This is a genomic window from Nostoc sp. JL34 (genome assembly GCF_017114945.1).
Lineage (GTDB): Bacteria > Cyanobacteriota > Cyanobacteriia > Cyanobacteriales > Nostocaceae > Nostoc.
In genome coordinates, this window is sequence record NZ_JABXKQ010000144.1 from 47959 (window position 1) to 65703 (window position 17745).

General features: G+C 42.4%; 13 protein-coding genes. 9 read left to right on the forward strand and 4 right to left on the reverse strand.

Annotated features, from left to right (window positions below; genetic code table 11):
* Window positions 1-13: 13 nt before the first annotated feature.
* Complete coding sequence (locus HWQ44_RS26380; RefSeq protein ID WP_292724821.1) at window positions 14-1939, forward strand: transglycosylase domain-containing protein; 1926 nt, start codon at window positions 14-16, stop codon at window positions 1937-1939.
* A 149-nt stretch (window positions 1940-2088) separates the two neighbouring features.
* Here HWQ44_RS26380 and HWQ44_RS26385 read toward each other — a convergent pair whose 3' ends face one another.
* A complete protein-coding gene (locus HWQ44_RS26385; RefSeq protein WP_179067573.1) occupies window positions 2089-2412 on the reverse strand; it encodes a DUF1825 family protein in 324 nt (107 codons plus the stop codon).
* A 126-nt stretch (window positions 2413-2538) separates the two neighbouring features.
* Window positions 2539-3471, reverse strand: coding sequence for a DnaJ domain-containing protein (locus tag HWQ44_RS26390; RefSeq protein WP_292724824.1), 933 nt, complete (start codon window positions 3469-3471; stop codon window positions 2539-2541).
* Between the two features lie 338 nt (window positions 3472-3809).
* Between HWQ44_RS26390 and HWQ44_RS26395 the strand changes: the two genes are divergently transcribed.
* Together HWQ44_RS26395 and HWQ44_RS26400 are read left to right on the forward strand one after the other, a co-directional pair.
* Complete coding sequence (locus HWQ44_RS26395; RefSeq protein ID WP_292724826.1) at window positions 3810-4184, forward strand: NINE protein; 375 nt, start codon at window positions 3810-3812, stop codon at window positions 4182-4184.
* 14 nt (window positions 4185-4198) lie between these two features.
* Window positions 4199-4732 (forward strand): ComEA family DNA-binding protein, encoded by a 534-nt coding sequence (locus HWQ44_RS26400; protein WP_292724828.1) that lies wholly within the window; start codon window positions 4199-4201, stop codon window positions 4730-4732.
* 93 nt (window positions 4733-4825) lie between these two features.
* On the opposite strand, the gene lepB is transcribed toward HWQ44_RS26400, so the two are convergent.
* Complete coding sequence (gene lepB, locus HWQ44_RS26405) at window positions 4826-5398, reverse strand: signal peptidase I (protein WP_292724830.1); 573 nt, start codon at window positions 5396-5398, stop codon at window positions 4826-4828.
* 255 nt (window positions 5399-5653) lie between these two features.
* Between lepB and HWQ44_RS26410 the strand changes: the two genes are divergently transcribed.
* Entirely contained in the window at window positions 5654-5788 is a 135-nt protein-coding gene (locus tag HWQ44_RS26410; protein WP_292724832.1) for a hypothetical protein, read from the forward strand.
* Between the two features lie 1203 nt (window positions 5789-6991).
* Complete coding sequence (locus HWQ44_RS26415) at window positions 6992-7900, forward strand: polysaccharide deacetylase family protein (RefSeq protein WP_292724834.1); 909 nt, start codon at window positions 6992-6994, stop codon at window positions 7898-7900.
* Window positions 7901-8227: 327 nt separating this feature from the next.
* Here HWQ44_RS26415 and gltB read toward each other — a convergent pair whose 3' ends face one another.
* Window positions 8228-12946, reverse strand: a complete 4719-nt coding sequence (gene gltB / locus HWQ44_RS26420; RefSeq protein WP_292724836.1) for a glutamate synthase large subunit — start codon at window positions 12944-12946, stop codon at window positions 8228-8230.
* Window positions 12947-13729: 783 nt separating this feature from the next.
* Between gltB and HWQ44_RS26425 the strand changes: the two genes are divergently transcribed.
* From HWQ44_RS26425 to rpsL, 4 genes are all read left to right on the forward strand, one after another.
* Window positions 13730-15745, forward strand: a complete 2016-nt coding sequence (locus HWQ44_RS26425; protein WP_292724837.1) for a phosphodiester glycosidase family protein — start codon at window positions 13730-13732, stop codon at window positions 15743-15745.
* A 259-nt stretch (window positions 15746-16004) separates the two neighbouring features.
* The gene (locus tag HWQ44_RS26430; RefSeq protein WP_099099760.1) at window positions 16005-16424 is read left to right on the forward strand and encodes a cupin domain-containing protein; all 420 of its coding nucleotides are present in this window, start codon (window positions 16005-16007) and stop codon (window positions 16422-16424) included.
* Between the two features lie 250 nt (window positions 16425-16674).
* Window positions 16675-16998, forward strand: coding sequence for an iron-sulfur cluster assembly accessory protein (locus HWQ44_RS26435; protein ID WP_292724840.1), 324 nt, complete (start codon window positions 16675-16677; stop codon window positions 16996-16998).
* Between the two features lie 132 nt (window positions 16999-17130).
* Entirely contained in the window at window positions 17131-17514 is a 384-nt protein-coding gene (gene rpsL, locus HWQ44_RS26440; RefSeq protein WP_012410236.1) for a 30S ribosomal protein S12, read from the forward strand.
* Window positions 17515-17745: the final 231 nt, after the last annotated feature.

Genomic DNA, 17745 nt, shown 5'->3' on the forward strand with positions numbered 1-17745 from the left:
AAGTGAAATAGCCGTGTCGTCGTCTAGGACTTTTGAAGATAAACAGCCACAGCGTCGGGCTTCATCAGGTTTTGAGTTTTTGAAAGGAGTCGGTCAGGTAACTGGCGGTACTCTCCTATCAATCACCATGCTGGCAAGTTCCATTGTAGCCGGAGGACTGGTTGGTTTAGCCATCAGTTTCCGTAATTTGCCAGATGTGAGACAGCTACGTAACTTCTTTCCCTCAGAAACAACTTACATTTATGACGTTAAGGGCAAACTCTTAACAAGTATTCACGGGGAAGCCAACCGAGAAGTCGTACCCCTAGATAGAATTTCTCCGAATCTAAAACGGGCGGTATTGGCAAGTGAAGATAGCCACTTTTACGATCACCACGGTATTAACCCAGTTGGCGTTGGACGGGCTGTAGTAGTTAATGCTGTAGCTGGTGGAGTCAAAGAGGGTGGCTCTACTGTGACTATGCAATTGGTCAAAAATCTGTTTTTGTCTCGCAAGCGTGCTTTTACCCGCAAGTTAGCAGAGGCTGTGCTAGCAATCCGCTTAGAGCAAATTCTCAATAAAGACCAAATATTAGAAATGTACCTCAATCAAGTTTATTGGGGTCATAACAATTATGGTGTACAAACGGCAGCACGCAGTTATTTTAATAAGTCAGCAGAATATTTAAGCTTGGGTGAGTCGGCAATGATGGCGGGTTTAATCCAAGCACCAGAAGAATTCAGCCCTTTTGTGAGCATGAAACTGGCAAAACAGAAACAAAAAGAAGTTCTGGGACGGATGCTGGAATTGAACTGGATCAGCCAGTCAGACTACGACGATGCCCTCAAGCAAGAAATCAAACTTGGGAGAATCAAATCGTTTCAAGGTAGTGCCCTACCCTATGTAACCAATACTGTAGCGCAGGAGTTGGCTAAGAAGTTTGGGCGTGAGACACTACTCAAAGGCGGGATGCGGGTGCAAACTACAGTTGATGCCAACTTCCAAATGATGGCAGAGGAAACGGTTACGAAGTGGCATAAAACACTTTTAGATCAGGGATTATCTAAGAATCAAATGGCCCTGGTAGCTGTTGATCCCCGCACACATTTTATCAAAGCATTGGTCGGCGGTATAGATCCTAAGACCAGTGAGTTCAATCGTGCAACTCAATCTCAGCGCCAGCCAGGATCTTCTTTTAAACCATTTGTATACTATACTGCTTTTGCTAGTGGTAAGTATGGCCCAGATTCAACAGTGGTAGATGCCCCAGTTAGCTATCGAGATGGTAATGGTTGGTACTTTCCCAGAAATTATGATGGCAGTTTTAGCGGAGCTATGCCAATCCGCAGAGCTTTAGCCCAATCGCGGAACATTCCGGTGATCAAGATTGGTAAGGCTGTGGGGATGAATAGAGTCATAGAAACCTGCCGTACCTTGGGAATTATGAGTCCAATGGAACCTGTGTCTTCCTTGCCACTTGGGGCAATTGGTGTCACCCCTCTGGAAATGGCTAGTGCCTACGCTACCTTTGCTAATTATGGCTGGCAATCTCCACCAACCGTAATTGCCCGTGTTACTGATAGTAGTGGTAACGTCTTGTTAGATAACACGCCGAAACCGCAACTAGTTCTCGATCCTTGGGCATCAGCAGCAATTATCGATGTGATGCGATCGGTAATCTCTGAAGGTACAGGTAAAGGTGCTGCTATAGGCCGCCCAGCCGCAGGAAAGACGGGCACAACATCATCAGAAAAAGATATTTGGTTTGTTGGCACTGTACCACAGTTAACAACTGCTGTCTGGGTAGGGAGAGACGACAACAGACAATTAGCTGACCATGCAACAGGTGGTGTTATGGTCGCTCCTATCTGGAAAGATTTTATGCAAAAGGCATTGAAGAATGTACCAGTAGAAAACTTCAAAGCACCTTCGCAGTTTTCTCGCCCCAAGTCACAATAACTTTGAATTTTGGATTTTGGATTGCCAATTAATCCAAAATCTGTCTTGGAAAGTTCGGAACGCCCGAAGTTGCCACAACATGGGAAACCCGCGCCAGGCACTTCTCTTCGGAAGTCGGCGCTCCGACTTTCCGCAAAATCTCAAATTGACTAGGTTTGTTTTTCTAGCTCGGCTTTCATCCGTTCTAAAGTGAGGTGCATTTGATCAAACATTTGTTGCGGGGTGACACCGAACTGACCTAATTGTGTTTTCAGTTGTTCTACTGTCATTTGTGCCATGAAATCTTCTGATAACTCGAAGCGCTTCATAAAGATGCGATACCGATCCATCATGGTTTCCATTTGCTCAATAAACAGCTTTTTGCCCTCGCGGTCAAATTTGCCGTAGCCGTTGCCAAGCTTGATCAGCGCTTGATAATCCTCAAACAGCTGTTTTGCTTCTTGCTGAACTATTTCAGAATCGAAGAATCCCATATTGCTTATATTAAACTGAGTGCCCAGACCCAGTAGCTTAATAGTTTTACTTCTATTTATTATTTTAGTCTAGGGGAGTAATCTAGTCACGAAGCTTCGGTTTTAGTACGGTTTGTTACCGAAATTTCAACACTTGACTTGAGAACTTTTCCCTTGGCTAAATCGACTTAATAAAGCTGCAATACTCACAGCTTTAGCCATTGATTTAGGATTAGTGTTTTCACCCGGTTGAATTTTCAGCCCAGGAGCGTATTTCAAAGCTAGTGAATCTTGCGGGTTCAGTTTTAATGCTTGACGGATGTAAACCCTAGCCATCCCAATAAATTTCTGTTTTAGATGTACCAAACCTAATAAAGCATAATAGTCGCTGTTATTTGGCTCTAACTTGATGGCATCGCGCAGTTCTTGCACAGCTAAGGGCCAGTTGGCTAGCTTGACGTACTCAATCGCTCGCTGGTAGTGACGTTGAGCGTAGTTTGTCAAAACTGGTTTAACATTAGTTTTTTCGGATAATGTCAATTCAACTGGCTTGACTTCTACTTCAGGGATGATGCGAACAGCTTTTTGCAGCAAGAACAAATCAGGTTTATGCAACTGTAAGTAAACTAAATTCAGTATACTAATTTGTTGTGTTACCTGAGAAAATTTATGTAGTGATTTGTATTGAGCTTCTGCATAGCAAGTGATCGCTTCTTCGTAAAACAATTCTGCTTGAGGTGCAGACATTTCCGTAATTTCCTTAGCTATGGCATTTTGAACAGACAAAGCTTCTTGTTGTAACACTCTTGCATCCGATCGCAGCATGGCTATAGCAATCAAGCGCTTGTGTCGATTTTTGAGTTGTTCGTAAGCTGGATTGATTAAATAGCTAAGTATTGCCGTTGCTAATTCTTGATCTGGATTGCTGCTTTTGGTATGGCGATCGGGATGTAGCAGTTTCGCTAAAGTGTGATAGCGTTTAAAAATCTGGCGATCGTCAGCACTCACAGAAATTCCTAGCACAGCGTAAGGATCACAAAGCTGTTTAAACCATTCTGGCGGTAGGAAGGTCTGTGACATCGTAGTAATCTGATCCGTTAAAAACTTAAAATTAGCATCAAAGCTCAATGCATAGTCATGTGAAACTTACTCAAATTTCTTCAAATATTAAATTGGGGGACTTAGCACCCAAAAGTCCGAAGGGCAAGCCGGGGTAGTTGACTAAAATAAATTTAGATGGACACTAGTCATAGAAATTTGGCAAGCTCGTCAGTCAGGATGTTTATTACAATTACTTTTCTTCTCTACGAGACCCTACAAGGACATTTAGAATTTTGAATGAGTGAGTTTTGAATTGTTTCTGTACCTTTTGGCTGTCTTATTGTCGGAACTATAGTATTGGTATATTTGTTAGAAATATGTTGACTAAGCGCAAAAGTCGAAGTGTTGCCGCTGTTTTAGCTTTTTCTGGCACACTGACAATTTCAGGATTACATAAATTCTATCTGGGACAGCCGTTGTGGGGTGTTTTGTATGTGTTACTTTCCTGGACGCCTATCCCCAAGGTAGCTAGTGCGATTGAGGGAGTTTGGTATTTAGCCCAAGACGAAGAAGCTTTTGATCGTAATTTTAATCTCGGCAAGTCAGCAGCAAGAAACTCACAAAAGGTGATTAATCAGGTAGGAGCGATCGCTGATGCAATGCGGGAATTAGATGCTCTGCGCCAGGATGGACTAATTTCAGAGTATGAATTTGAACAAAAGCGCCGCCAATTGCTAGACCAGATTTCTTGAGGTAAGCAACAATCATGAATAACTGGCTACCTTTAAATTCCAGGCTGCAAAAACTCCGCGCCAAGCTGCTCAACGATCCCTACTATCGCCTACAATCTGGGGAAGAAATTCAGATAGCGGCTCAATTAGGTATCCGCATTGATGCTAATCAAGCGACTGTAGATGATTGGTTACGCTTACCAGGTTTGTCAATTCACCAAGCGCGATCGCTTGTGGAACTTTCACATTCGGGTGTGAAATTTTATTGTATTGAAGATATAGCTGCGGCTTTGAGTATGCCAGCGCCGCGCCTAGAGCCATTAAAGCCTCTGCTGAATTTTATTTACTATGACCACGAATCTTTAGAAAATCCGCCGCATTTAGTTAACCCGAACACAGCAACCGTTGAAAAATTAGCACAAATTCCATTTATAGATTTATCTCTGGCGCAAGCAGTGGTGCAAAATCGGCAATCAGCCGGGCCTTACCGTAACCTGCCTGATTTCCAGCGACGGCTGGAGTTGACTGGTGATGCGATCGCCCAGATGATGTATTATTTGAGGTTTTAAGTTAAAAGTTAGAAGTCTTAAAATAACTCCTAACTCTGGCAATTTTGAATTTTGGATTGGAAGAAAAATCCCAAATCTAAAATCCAAAATTGGTTAAATGAACCCAATGCGATCAAGAGGCCAAAAGCGAAACGTTGCCCGGCCGATAACATTTTTTCTGGGTAAAAAGCCCCAATAGCGAGAGTCATTACTATCGTTGCGATTATCTCCCATAACAAAAAATTCGTCTTCTGGGACTTTGACTGGTTGATATGGCTGATTGGGAGGTTCCGCAATGTAGTCTTCTGCTAACGGTTGACCGTTGAGGTAGACTTTGCCAGAAGCAACACTAATTACCTCACCAGACTTGCCAATAACTCGCTTGATGAACGCTTGGTCTTTGGGATATCCTCGACGTTGTAGTTCTGCGGGTGGCTGAAAAACAATAATATCCCCAGTTATGGGAGGGTGAAAATGGTAGGAGATTTTTTCAACTACCAAGCGATCGCCAGTATGTAAGGTAGGCAACATCGAGTCAGAAGGTATATAGCGGGGTTCGGCGACAAAAGTCCTGATCAGGAATGCCAAACACAATGCGATCGCAATTAAAATCAGATTTTCTTGCCAATTACGCCATACTTTTAACGACGCGCGCTCTTCTTTTGCATCACTTTCGTGAGGAATCATAAAAGTTTCTAGCCAGTTTAAGAAGTGAGACAAATACCTTGATTATTTTGACTCAAAAGGTATATTAATAGGAAATCTGGGTTTAACGTCAACCCATACAGATATTAAATAATACAATTATCCCAGCTACCAAAGATAAGCAAAAGTACTATAGATAAACTATGACCTGTCTAAGATAATATAAGCTTATGAATAGGATTACTAAATATATAATAAAAAATCCTAATTTTAATTGCTGTCATTATAAGGCAAGTTATGAGACAGGTTGCAGTTTTGCTTACTCCTGCTAAAAAAGCTAGTGAGCGACTGGTAGAGCAATATAACCAGTCGGTTTTTTCTTTGAACAGACAATTGGTAGTTGAGTGGCAAAGCTTTCTACCCCATGTCTGACGATATATGCTTCACTTTAACGAAAAAAGGTACAAGGCAGTCTTGCTGAAGGCTGAGTTGCAAGAAAATATATTTTGATATTTTTATTAAGTGATATTACATAATACAAGATGTACTAAGAGTGATTTATATTACATAAATATTCTTTTACCAAGTGTTATGAGTAAAAAATATTACATTTTAATTGAGAATTTAATGCTTCAATAGATAGACGCTATACTATTTCAATGCAATTTTAACAACTTGTCTATATATTATGTGATTAACTTCCGTAATTATACGGTGACAGGTAATATTAAATTGTACTATTAATAAGATATAAATATCCTTAATTATCGAGAAAAACATTAACAGACAGAAAGCTACTAGCAATTTAGGCTCAAGTATCAGCATTCAAAAGAGAACTAAACTGTCAATAAAATTGTTTTTGCTGAATGAGTCAAGAGTATCTAGATTAACGAATAAGTGCCCCTTGGCAATAAGAAACTATATTGAATCAATTTTCGTCTGTCTATTTCATAGAAAGTACAAGGGAACATTCTCTCACTTGAAAATTTAACTTTTTCTTAAAAAGGAAGGAATGGCAGTAGGCAGTAGAATATATCTCATCAATAATAGAACTAATAGTTTACTAGACTTTTTTTGGAAGATACTCCACCCCTTGTAAGTAGTTTTGTATGTTAGTCAAATAACTCAGTAAGTTTTATAAGTTACAACTTTCGTATCAGAAAGTCTGGCTATAAAAACTTCAGTCAGCGAAAAGTGCAAATTGTAAGCGCGACAGCTTAGTTCATCTTATTTGCAAAGCCATAAACCTTGAAAAGATAATGCTGCCTTAGCGGTGAAGTGAAAAACAGCAAATAGTTAAGAACTGCTATTAAGAGGATTTTGGGGTGTGCTTAATTATCTGATTGTGCTGCTTCTTAGAGCTAGTGGTAAGAATGTAGAAGTGCAGACCTTGCCTTTGATGAGTAGGTTGACATTAAACAGTACTAAGTATTGTATAAGCATTCGTCCAAACTTAAAGCATATAGATTTCAGTTAAAACCGTATAGTCTGTCTTCTCAATTGTGGATTTCTGTTAGTCCCAATTTAAATTTTCATAATTACCAGGAAGCAACTGGTATCTAAATATCCAAAAAAATGTGCTATAACGTACCGTCATAACTGTGGTGATGGTTCGATCTTTGAAGGAGCTATGAAGTGGAAAACAATAAGTCGTTTCTGTGGCCAGAAGGAATATTAATTGCGCTACTTGCCTTAGGTGGTGTTTTTAGTCTTGCTTTCATGATGCTTCTAAGGCCAAATGCTTCAGAGGCTCAGAGTAGACAAAGTATAAATGTCAAGGATATCGCTGCAAACGTAGGAACTCAGCAGCGCATTGAAAAATTAAAGGCAGCGATGCTTACAAGTTGGCAACAAGAAGCACAAGCCAAGGGTCTAGCCTACCCTATACCATCAAGGTTTCAAGGGACAATAATTGAGGATGCAAAACTCTCTCAAGGTGAGAAAGTGATTGCTCTCACCTTTGATGATGGCCCTTGGCCTCAAACCACAGAGCAAGTACTAGATATCCTCAAATCAAATAATATCAAAGGAACGTTTTTTGTCGTCGGGCAGAACCTAAAAAATTATCCAGAGATAGGAAGACAAATTGTTGCTCAAGGTCACGTCATTGCCAACCATACTTGGCATCACTGGTATCACTTCTTTAATCAGCAGGCCGCTGCGTTTGAAATTGATCGCACAACAGACCTAATTTATCAAGTTACAGGTGCTAAAACAAATCTCTTCCGACCGCCTGGTGGTAACCTGCACAATGGATTAGCTGCTTATGCTAAAGGCCAAAAGTATACTGTGGTGATGTGGTCAGCTGACTCCACGGACTACAAGTTACCAGCCGTACCAAAGTTGATCAATAACGTGATTAAAGATTCAAAACCTGGTGGAATTGTGCTGATGCATGATGGTGGTGGGAACCGTTCTAGAACTGTGCAAGCATTACCAGAAATTATTAGCAACTTTAGAAAGCAAGGCTATCGCTTTGTTACTATTCCAGAACTTTTAGAAATTCAAGATAAAGACCAAAAGTTGCTTGCTAACAAAAAGTAAATAATTATTAATTATGGGTAATTAGTCAATAGTAATTGGCTAAAAACTAAAATTATATTTTTTGGTTAAAATGCATTATTTGTAATTGGAGTTTAGATTAGTTACTGGTGCGAAACTGCTGAAAAAATCAACTTAAAATTTGATGAATAATCATCTATAAATATTCCCCCTAAAAAAGGGGGAATATTTTTCTCTCTACGTTCTTTTTAAGAAGAAAATTCACGCGACTACTTTGCGTATCCAAAGGGGTTTTCGCAGAGTAGCAGTTTGTGCAGCTTCTCCAAGGGGAGAATAGCTTAAGGGAGAGGATGAGAACGGTTACAGTTACTAATGACTGCTTACTAAACTGAACTCAGTTGTTTTTTCAGGATTAGCTTCTGGACTATCAGCTTCAGAAGGCGGAACTAACTGCCAGAATTTCGGCAAAAATTCTTGCCAGTTTTGCAGAATTTTCTTCGCCTTTGGTGAACCAGTGCGTTCTGCATGAGTTTGGATTAATTTTTGCAATTGCTTTGCACCTACTTCTGTAATCACCCGCTGAATTTTGACAATTTCCGGGTTGACTAACTCACGAAATGAGTCGTCTTCATCCAAGAAGTATGCCAGTCCACCAGTCATTCCAGCTGCAACGTTACGTCCTACTTTACCGAGAACGACAATCACACCGCCAGTCATGTATTCACAGCAGTGATCCCCAGCGCCTTCAATCACTGCTATGCCTTTGGAGTTTCTCACTGCAAAGCGTTCTCCTGCTTGACCGTTGGCAAATAACATGCCTCCAGTCGCACCATAGAGGCAGGTATTGCCGACTATGACATTTTGTGATGCGTTATAGGTAGCATCCGTTGGGGGTTTGATGATGATTTCACCACCATGCATCCCTTTACCTACGTAGTCGTTTGCCTCACCTTCCAGGCTCAAAATTATGCCAGGGAGGTTGAAAGCACCAAAGCTTTGTCCAACACTACCTGTGAAGTTGAGATTAATTTGTCCTTCAAAGCCACTGTCACCGTATTGAGAAGCGATCGCACCCGCTAATCTTGTGCCTACTGTTCTGTCAGTATTGATAATTGGGTAAGTCTTGGTGACACTAGACTGATCCCTAATAGCGGCCAGAATGTCGGGATCGGCAAGGAACTTGTCATCTAAAACCACGCCGTTGCTGTGGACTTCTTCATGCACCAACCAGCTCCGATTGTCTCTGCTATTTGGTAGCTGAAGTAAACAGTCGAGATTTAGCGATCGCGTTTTGGTGAGTTTTGCTTCTGGGCGCAGTTTTAACAAATCTGCACGTCCAATGATTTCTGACAAAGAACGGTAGCCAAGTCGGGCTAATAAACTACGCACTTCTTCGGCAATGAAGTAGAAGAAGTTGACAACTTGTTCGGGTATTCCCGTAAACCGCTTACGGAGTTCTTCTTTCTGAGTAGCAACACCTACAGGACAGGTATTCATGTGGCAAACTCGCGCCATGATACAGCCTTCAGCAATCATGGCGATGGAGCCGAAACCAAATTCTTCACCGCCCATCAATGCACCTATTACCACATCCCAGCCACTCTTGAGTCCGCCATCTACGCGCAAAATCACGCGATCGCGCAAGCTATTTTCCATTAAGACGCGATGCACTTCACTTAAACCGAGTTCCCAAGGTGAACCAGCGTGTTTAATAGAACTAAGTGGCGATGCCCCTGTACCACCATCATGACCAGAAATCTGAATGATATCAGCGTTTGCCTTGGCGACACCAGCTGCGATCGTGCCAATGCCAACTTCTGCAACTAGCTTCACCGACACCTTTGCTTTGGGATTTATTTGGTGCAGATCAAAAATCAGTTGCGCTAGGTCTTCAATGGAATAGATATCGTGGTGCGGTGGTGGTGAAATCAGCGTCACACCTGGTTTGGAGCGCCTTAACATCGCAATGTATTGGCTCACCTTGGGCCCTGGCAGTTGTCCACCTTCCCCAGGCTTTGCACCTTGGGCAATTTTGATTTCAATTTGTTTGGCGTTAACTAGGTACTCTGGCGTCACACCAAAGCGTCCCGATGCAACTTGCTTAATGGCACTATAAGCTCGATCGCCATTTCGCAATCCTTTTAAATGAGGTAGGGTTGGCGAGTGACCAGACTCGTCTACATCATCTAGAACTGTGTAGCGCACTGGATCTTCGCCGCCTTCTCCAGAATTTGATTTACCACCAATGCGGTTCATGGCGATCGCTAAAGTTTCGTGGGCTTCTCTTGACAAAGCGCCTAAAGACATGCCGCCTGTGCAGAAGCGTTTGACAATTTCATATACCGATTCCACTTCTTCGAGAGGAACCGAGGGGCGATCGCCTTGAAAGTCCAGCAAGTCCCGCAAAGCTGTTACTGGTCTGCCTTGGAGGTGCTTTTTGTAAACTTCGTAGTGGTCGTAGTTTTTGCCATCGAGAGCCTTATGCAGCGCCTTAACCATTTCTGGGCTATTCATGTGGTATTCGCCGTTAGGACGGTATTGCACAAACCCCAGGTTTTCTAACTTATTAGTCGTCAGTTCTGGGAAAGCCTTCCTGTGGAAGGAAAGCACTTCATCAGCGAGTTCGGTAACACTCAAACCACCGATGCGGGAAGTCGTACCACGGAATCCCAGGTCGATTAAATCTCCACCGATGCCAATAGCTTCAAAGATTTGGGCTGCTTGATAGCTGGAGAGCAGAGAAATTCCCATTTTGGAGAGAATTTTTAGCAAACCTGACTCTACTGCTTTGCGATAGTTTCCTAAAGCTTCTTTTAGGGTGAGTGTGGGAATTTTTTGCACACCCATTAACTTTTGAGTTTTGGGATCAGACCACCAATCACGCACCGTATCTAAAGCCATATACGGGCAAACTGCGCCAGCACCATAGCCAATCAGACAAGCAAAGTGATGGGTACTCCAGCATTGAGCAGTATTCACAATCAGGGATGTTTTCATTCGCAACCCCTCACAAATCAGATGGTGATGCACTGCACCCACTGCTAATAGGGGAGGAATGTAGGTGTATTCTGTGTTGATACTGTCATTAGCTCGATCGCTTAATATTAAAATCTTTGCACCTGCCCGGACTGATTCAGCGGCTTGTGCTTGTAAAGATTGCACAGCGGCTTTCAATCCTTCTGGGCCACTGGCGATCGCAAATAGGGTTGACAACTCAGCCGTGGCAAATCCTGACAGCTTAATTGCCTCTAATTCACCATCCGTTAACACTGGCGATTCGAGTTTCAATCTCCGAGCATATTCTGGCTTGGGTTCTAATAAGTTACCCCGTTCACCCAGTTCGACTTTCAGAGACATTACTAGCTTTTCCCGCAGGGGATCGATTGCTGGGTTCGTCACCTGAGCAAAACGCTGTTTGAAATAGTCATAAAGTAGGTGGGGCTTTTGTGACAGCACTGCTAAAGGAATATCATCCCCCATACAGAAAGTCGGTTCTGAAGCTGCGATCGCCATTGGATGAATCACCATTTCCACATCTTCTGTGGTGTAGCCAAAGGCAGTTTGACGCTGAAGTAAGGTTTGCTTGTCAATTTTGTCAGTTGTACTATGCCCGTTACCATTCTCAGCAGCCAGATGTCCATTTCCATTTCCATCTGACGACTGACTACTGACAATTTTTTTGAGTTCTTGACGATACTCTTGCAGCCATTCCCCGTAAGGGTGCTGTTTGGCGATGCGCCCCTTTATATCCCAATTCTTCAGCACTTCTTGATTTTCTAAATCCACAGCAATCATTTGCCCTGGGCCGAGTCTACCTTTCTCGACAATATCGGCTTCTGGGAAGTCCACTACACCAGCTTCAGAAGCTACAACAATGTAGTCATCTTTGGTGATTGCGTAACGAGCTGGTCTTAAACCATTACGATCTAGAGTTGCACCAACTTTTTTGCCATCGCTGAATACTAAAAGTGCTGGCCCGTCCCAAGCTTCTTGCAAACCACTGTAATATTCGTAGAAATCAACAATTTCTGGATATTCACGTAAAGAAGGCTGATTTTGGTAAGCCTCTGGAACCATAATCATTAAAGCTTCCAAGGGGGTGCGTCCAGAACAAACCAGCAATTCCACTACGTTATCTAGGGTCGCTGAATCGCTGTTATCAATATGAACAAGTGGCTTGAGTTCATTGATGCGAGTCTCCTGCAAAGAGGCTGCGCCAACGCCCCATACAGGATGATTCAGGCTAGCTTCTCGTGCCATCATCCAGTTGATATTACCCAATAAGGTATTGATTTCACCGTTGTGACCCAAAAGCCGCATCGGTTGAGCTAGGGGCCACTTGGGCATTGTATTAGTACTAAAGCGGCGATGATAGACAGCAAAAGCGCTTTTGTAAGCTGGATTTTTTAAATCGTCATAAAAGTTGCCCAAGACAGCAGAACGCACCATGCCTTTGTAGACAATTGTGCGACTTGACAACGAGCAGATATAAAATTCTTCTGAGATGTTGGTTGCAACTTTACTAATTCGGCGGCGGGTAATGTACAATTGCCGCTCCAATTCATCACCGCTTTTGTCAACAGAGGCTAACAAAACTTGTTCAATCTGGGGTTGATTTTCTTTTGCTTGTATCCCCAGTAAATCAGGTTGCACTGGCACTACTCGCCAACCCAGTACAATCAATTTTTCTTCAGCAGCTACTTGCTCAACAGTCGCCCTAGCTTTTTGTGCTGCTTCTTGGTCTTGTGGTAGAAATATCATCCCCACAGCTATATTATTGGTGGATGGAAATTCCTTCCCCCTTTGGGCAAAGTCTTGTTGGAACAACTCCCAAGGTATTGCTGTCAATACTCCAGCACCATCACCAGAGTCGCGATCAGCGCTACAACCTCCCCGATGTTCTAAGCAGGTTAAAGCAGCTAAGGCTTTTTCGACAATTTCGTGGCTGGTATGATTCTGACGATGAGCAATAAAACCTACACCACAGGCATCTCGTTCCTCTACTAACCACTTTTGCCCCTGATAGGTATCTCTTGAGTTGATATCTGTTGTGATTTTCTGGTCTTGGTTCATCGGTTTATTATTCATACCCTGTTCCTGAAGTATTGAGTTACCAATTTTGCCACTACATTGTGGAAAAAATTTCTAAATTCAGCGATGGAAAAATATATAAGCACCGAAATTTTGGGAAAAAAAATTTTAACTTCGGTTTTACTTTATTAGTTCCCCCGTGTTAAAATAGTTGCGTGTTTTTTATGTGTTTATGCGGTGTTAGACAAGTTACCTCCGCCAAGACATTATTTTTGCCCTGACAGTTTCTTTTTTATATTTTGAAGTTAAGTATTTTCTCAATCCCCTTTTTCCAGATGCACGCTAGCTACTCATAGAGCCTATTTCGGCTCACCTGAAACAAAATTAAAACTAAACGCTGTACTATGTTCTAAAGCCAAACTCATCCTGAGTCAGCAATAAAATCAGCGTATTACAATATATACCCATTTGACAATTCCCAAATATTGTTGTTGTCTGGAATTTTGCCACTTACCAGTTGCTGTATGTATTACTACTAACTAGACATTACTGAGGTAAGAACATTAGCAACGTTAGGTGAGGATTTAATATCTTAATCTAGTTTTGATAACCAAAACTACCGTATATGGTGTGGTTAGAATTAATTGGGAGTTAAAACACTTGATTACAGTGGCTTTAGCGTCTAAATAAATTAGTGTAGGTCTAAAAGAGATAACTAGCCACCATATAGATTACCATATTTATTTAAAAATAAAGTCATGTTTTTTATATTTCCAAATAATTAGTTAGTTTATACCTTGGGTGATAGTTTCCAAAAGTACCTAGTAAATTATGGTAAAAATGCCGAATTGTTGCCAATCAGGGATTAGCGAACGCAAGTTTTTCCGGGCTACTGTGTCACCAATACTTTTGACAGTACTGTGCTTAACTAATACCTCTGCTACCAAAGCCCAGGAGTCCCCGAAAACCACCAAATCAATACCCATAATCTCCCAGTCACCTGCACCTCCTTTAACAGGTGTAGCATTCTCTGGTAATCAAATTTCCCTGAATGGGCGTACTTTAGCAGGAACTTGGTTACAGCGACCTGGAAAATCTGGTCAGGTGACAACCCATCTTAGTGACGGGGCATTCAGGCAATTAATTGGAGTAAATTTCTTAAACAGTAGTAATTCAGCGAAGCAACCAATACAGTGGTTTTCGTCAGTGACAACGCCACTAGTATTAGCCACCAGGCTACTAGGAGCATATCGCTATCTGGATATCACTAATTTTGCTCAAACATCTGGATGGCAAATTCAAGCTAATGGCAACACTTTGGTGATTGCTACCCCAAAAACACAAATCACAAATATTGTTCAGAGCCAGGAACCTCCAGAGGCGAGTGCCCCTTTGCAACAGAATCGGATTCTTGTCAATTTAGATCGTCCAACTCCCTGGCAAGTCGCACAAGGGTCAGCGATCGCAAAACTGCAAACTCCATCTTCCGATCCAGACACACCAACCCCAAAACCCACTACACCACCAAACCGACAGTGGACAGTTACTCTGGATGGAATAGCTGATCCTGTTTTGATAGAACGCTATACCCCTCAGCCACCAGCAGCACCAACATTGCTGCCAAACCTGCTCAAACAATTATCACCCGCTACACCAACACAACCAATACTACCAGCCCCTGAACCACTGATTCAAAAAGTGGAGGTGGTGAAAAACCAAACGGTTATTAGTCTGAGCGTTCCCTTTGGTCTATCGCCTCAAGTTAGTACTGTCGCTAACCCAAATCGCTTGATTATCGATATTCGACCCGATCCTTTAGAAGAGAGGGATATTACTTGGGCCCCAGGATTGCGCTGGCGACAGCATTATGTCAACTTAGGCACAGAACGCTTTCCGGTCGTCTGGTTAGAAGTTAATCCCCGCAAATTTGGGATAATGTTGAAACCTATGTGGGCTAGTCCTGATGGACTTGCGGGTACTGCTCCCTTAATTCAAACAGCACAACGTTACTTAGCAGTAGCTGGAATTAATGGTGGTTATTTTAACCGTAATAACAGATTGCCATTGGGTGCGATTCGTCGTGATAGTCAGTGGTTATCAGGCCCGATTCTTAACCGGGGTGTGATCGCTTGGAATGATTCAGGCCAATTTTACTTCGGTCGTCTCACCTTAGAAGAAACTTTAATCGCAGCAAATGACCAGCGTCTACCAATTCTGTTTCTCAACAGCGGTTATGTCCAGAGCGGCATTGCTCGTTACACTTCAGCTTGGGGATCAACTTACACGCCCCTGACGGATAACGAAATCATCCTAGTGGTACAGAAAGACCAAATTACTAATCAGTTACCAGGCGGCAAAGTTGGTGGGACAGCAGTTCCCATTCCCCAGGATGGCTACCTGCTAACTTTACGCGCTAACGCTGCTAGTGCTGCCTCACAACTACCTATTGGAAGTGCAGTAAGTATTTCCAGCGCCACTACTCCAGTTGATTTTAGTCGTTATCCCTACATTATCGGAGCTGGGCCGCTACTAGTCCAAAATCGTCAAATTGTCCTTGATGCCAAAGGCGAAAAATTCAGCAATGCCTTTATTGCAGAAAAAGCTATTCGTAGCGGCATTTGCACAACGGCAACAGGCACACTGATGATTACTGCGACACATAATCGTGTCGGCGGTTATGGGCCTAATTTGGCAGAACATGCCCAATTGATGCAACTCATGGGCTGTGTGAATGCCCTAAATTTAGATGGCGGTAGTTCTACCAGCCTTTATTTAGGAGGGCAACTACTCGATCGCTCGCCCAGTACCGCTGCTCGTGTTCATAACGGAATCGGTATTTTCCTACAACCACGATAATAGGGGATAGGGAAGTTTCTTAATCATCAAATGCCCATCCTTTTTTTTAAAGTTTAGAACAAGCTATCATTTTGCTTGATGAAGACTTCGTGTAGACATCAGAATTTTAGTAGTGATGCTTTACACCATAAGGTTTGATTTTGCTATGTTTATCAAAGTGCGACAAAATTGCTGATTTTCAAGGTTGCAAGATAGCGCCAGATTTTTTATCAATAGTTAAGAGTACCAACGGTTTGTTATGTCTTCAAATGAGGTAACTATGGCTCGATATCAAGAAACTACACAGACTGAAACTCTACACCTACCTCCAACCATAACTTCCAGGGGCGTTGCTGCAACTGAATTACGTCCTTGGGGTGCTTTTACAGTTTTGGAAGAAGGGCGCGGATACAAAATTAAGCGCATCGAAGTTAAGCCTGGACACCGCCTCAGTCTACAAATGCACCATCACCGCAGTGAACATTGGATTGTCGTCTCTGGTACAGCTAGAGTAGTTTGTGGTGAGAAAGAAGTACTACTGAGCAATAATGAGTCAACATACGTACCCCAATGTACATCTCATCGTTTAGAGAATCCTGGCGTGATCCCCTTGGTATTGATTGAAGTCCAAAATGGCGAATACTTGGGAGAAGATGATATTATTCGCTACCAAGATGACTATGCCCGTACCAAAGATTAAAACCAAGGGAACGCTATTAAAGCTCTAATCCCAAAGCTGAATACATTTTTGTGTAACCCGTCTTTGTAAACGAACTACTACACCCCAGAAGTCCCTACCTAGTTAAGGTGGGGACTGAAGCATGATAGTGTTATAAATGTATTGATAGCGATCGCGCTCATGCCTTCGGTGATTTGGAATTTTGCACAAGCAAGGGTCAACCCATCTGTAAAATGGAAGATGGGGTATTCAATTGCAAAAAACGAGTTCCATGATTCATCTGAGTCAAGCAGCCATAAGTGAAATTGGGCGAATCAAGTCCAAGCAGCCAAATGTCTTGTTTCGATTGGCAGTAAAACCAGGTGGTTGTTCTGGATTCTTTTATGATATGTCCTTCGATGAAGCAATAAAAGTTGGCGACCAGGTTTTCGACTTGGATGAGATTCAAGTGGTCATAGATGCCACAAGCTTAAATTACCTCAACGGTTTGAGGGTGGATTATTCAGAAGACTTAATGGGTGGTGGTTTTCGCTTCCACAATCCCCAGGCGATCGCTACCTGTAGCTGTGGCAATTCCTTCTCCTTGAGTCATTAGTGATTGAGCATTAGTTAAAAAACAGATGTTGAATCACTAAGGAAAAATAACAATTGACATAAAACCGTAAAAAGAGATATAATCAGGATTTGTTAAAACTTAGACCATAAGCAGCTTTACGCGCTGTAACTCATGCCAACAATACAGCAGCTAATACGAAATGAACGCGAACAAGCGCGTCAGAAAACCAAGTCCCCTGCTCTGAAACAATGTCCCCAACGTCGGGGAGTTTGTACCAGAGTATATACGACCACACCAAAAAAGCCTAACTCAGCCCTACGCAAAGTAGCAAGAGTCAGACTTACCTCTGGATTTGAAGTCACAGCTTACATTCCAGGTATTGGTCACAACTTACAAGAACACTCAGTTGTGATGATTCGTGGCGGTCGGGTTAAGGATCTACCAGGCGTGAGATACCACATTATCCGTGGCACCCTTGATACAGCCGGAGTCAAAGACCGCAAGCAAGGTCGTTCCAAGTATGGAACTAAGCGGCCCAAAGAAGCGAAAAAATAGGATTGGGCGATTAATCGCATCCAACACGATTAATCGTCTACCTTAAAAGCGACCAAGGGCAAAAAACGATCGGCGTCTGTGTTCTAACAGCAGTTATGAAAGCTGCTCAAGTCGATCGAAAAAAATCAAGCAAGCTATATCTACACTAAGCGAGCAAGTGTAGAAGTTCTGAGGATAATGCTGTAACCGACAGCGAAATTCTCATCTGGACATTAAGGTTTATAATCTTGT

Bases quoted from the DNA above. Each gene is read 5' to 3' on its own strand.
- HWQ44_RS26435 (WP_292724840.1), top strand. From the start codon at position 16,675: ATGATTCATCTGAGTCAAGCAGCCATAAGTGAAATTGGGCGAATCAAG.
- lepB (WP_292724830.1), bottom strand. From the start codon at position 5,398: ATGATTCCTCACGAAAGTGATGCAAAAGAAGAGCGCGCGTCGTTAAAA.
- rpsL (WP_012410236.1), top strand. From the start codon at position 17,131: ATGCCAACAATACAGCAGCTAATACGAAATGAACGCGAACAAGCGCGT.
- HWQ44_RS26390 (WP_292724824.1), bottom strand. From the start codon at position 3,471: ATGTCACAGACCTTCCTACCGCCAGAATGGTTTAAACAGCTTTGTGAT.
- HWQ44_RS26395 (WP_292724826.1), top strand. From the start codon at position 3,810: ATGTTGACTAAGCGCAAAAGTCGAAGTGTTGCCGCTGTTTTAGCTTTT.
- gltB (WP_292724836.1), bottom strand. From the start codon at position 12,946: ATGAATAATAAACCGATGAACCAAGACCAGAAAATCACAACAGATATC.
- HWQ44_RS26410 (WP_292724832.1), top strand. From the start codon at position 5,654: ATGAGACAGGTTGCAGTTTTGCTTACTCCTGCTAAAAAAGCTAGTGAG.
- HWQ44_RS26385 (WP_179067573.1), bottom strand. From the start codon at position 2,412: ATGGGATTCTTCGATTCTGAAATAGTTCAGCAAGAAGCAAAACAGCTG.
- HWQ44_RS26430 (WP_099099760.1), top strand. From the start codon at position 16,005: ATGGCTCGATATCAAGAAACTACACAGACTGAAACTCTACACCTACCT.
- HWQ44_RS26425 (WP_292724837.1), top strand. From the start codon at position 13,730: ATGCCGAATTGTTGCCAATCAGGGATTAGCGAACGCAAGTTTTTCCGG.
- HWQ44_RS26400 (WP_292724828.1), top strand. From the start codon at position 4,199: ATGAATAACTGGCTACCTTTAAATTCCAGGCTGCAAAAACTCCGCGCC.